This is a genomic window from Mesorhizobium sp. M0601 (assembly GCF_040320845.1).
In the GTDB taxonomy this organism is placed as follows: domain Bacteria; phylum Pseudomonadota; class Alphaproteobacteria; order Rhizobiales; family Rhizobiaceae; genus Mesorhizobium.
In genome coordinates this window covers 1-1,006 of the sequence record NZ_JAMYQK010000123.1, presented here as the reverse complement: position 1 = coordinate 1,006, position 1,006 = coordinate 1, and the positions used below count along the sequence as shown (strand labels likewise).

Annotated in this window: 3 protein-coding genes; all 3 read left to right on the top strand. The window is 60.4% G+C overall.

Features of this window, described 5'->3' with window-relative positions; all coding sequences use genetic code 11:
* Positions 1-31: 31 nt before the first annotated feature.
* The 3 genes from NKI41_RS33160 to NKI41_RS33150 all read left to right on the top strand — a co-directional run bounded on the left by NKI41_RS33160 (position 32) and on the right by NKI41_RS33150 (position 875).
* Complete coding sequence (locus NKI41_RS33160; RefSeq protein ID WP_352474196.1) at positions 32-217, top strand: hypothetical protein; 186 nt, start codon at positions 32-34, stop codon at positions 215-217.
* A 133-nt stretch (positions 218-350) separates the two neighbouring features.
* Positions 351-533 carry a hypothetical protein gene (locus tag NKI41_RS33155; RefSeq protein ID WP_352491000.1) on the top strand — a complete coding sequence of 61 codons (183 nt, stop codon included), beginning with the start codon at positions 351-353 and terminating at the stop codon, positions 531-533.
* A 174-nt stretch (positions 534-707) separates the two neighbouring features.
* Positions 708-875 (top strand): hypothetical protein, encoded by a 168-nt coding sequence (locus NKI41_RS33150; RefSeq protein ID WP_352458144.1) that lies wholly within the window; start codon positions 708-710, stop codon positions 873-875.
* Positions 876-1,006: the final 131 nt, after the last annotated feature.

Genomic DNA, 1,006 nt, shown 5'->3' with positions numbered 1-1,006 from the left:
CGCCGTGTGAAATGGCCGCGGGATGGTGCACATGTCTGATGATGAACAAACCGCTGCGGCACGCTGGTCGGTGAAGTCCGAGCTCCGCGCCGTCGCTCGCGACAAGCCGTTGCTCGCGGTGCTGGCGGCGATCCTCTGTCTCTATTGTGCGTTTATCGCCGGACCGATCGTCTATGCGGTGCTGGCCATCAACGGCATTGCGGATTTCTTCAAATGAAGCCGGTTCCGGCGATATCGCTGCGGTCAGGCGCGCTGCGTTTTCGGCCCCGAAATTGCTTGGCCTGGATGAAATTGCCTAGCCGGGATGAAACTGTTCCCGTCTATCGTTCGTAGCTTTAGCGGGAGGACACGTGACGATAAGAATCAGGCTTCCGGGCGGCACCTTGAAGATCAAGAAAAGGAGCGAGCTGCGGCGCCGCGAGCAGAACCGCGAGGTGCCGGTTTGGCAGGTCGGCAATTACTTCGTCATCTGGTGGCCGAGCGGCGTGTCCGATCGCCCATCCTCGCCCAGAAAATCCTCGCCCAGGAAATAGCCCGCGCACCCGACGATCCCGACTGGGCATGCCGCCTCGGTGATCAGGAACCGCCGTGCGCGCCAAAACCTCAAAGCCGCTCGACTAGTCCCAGAAATAGTCAGCGGGCAGGCATTGACTCTTCCGCGGCGGAAGGTCTCTGATGCTGCATTGCACAATGGGGTGGCGGAATCGATGGCGGTGCGTATCAGGATGCCTGGCGGCACACTGAAGGTGAAGGTGTACCGCGAATTGCGCGACCGCGAACGCGCCCGCCGCATACCCGTCGTCAAGATCGGCCGGATCTATTTTACCTGGTGGTCGAACCGCCAGCGCCTGGTTGACGATCAGTCGCCAGGGTGACGCATGAATTTTTCGGCTGCCATGCGCCTGGGAAAGCCCGCCCCAACCTCCGCCGGCCAGTTTGCAAAATAAGTTGATGAGGCTGCTGTTGACTCTCCCGTAACGGAAGGTCTCTACTTACCGCATTGCAC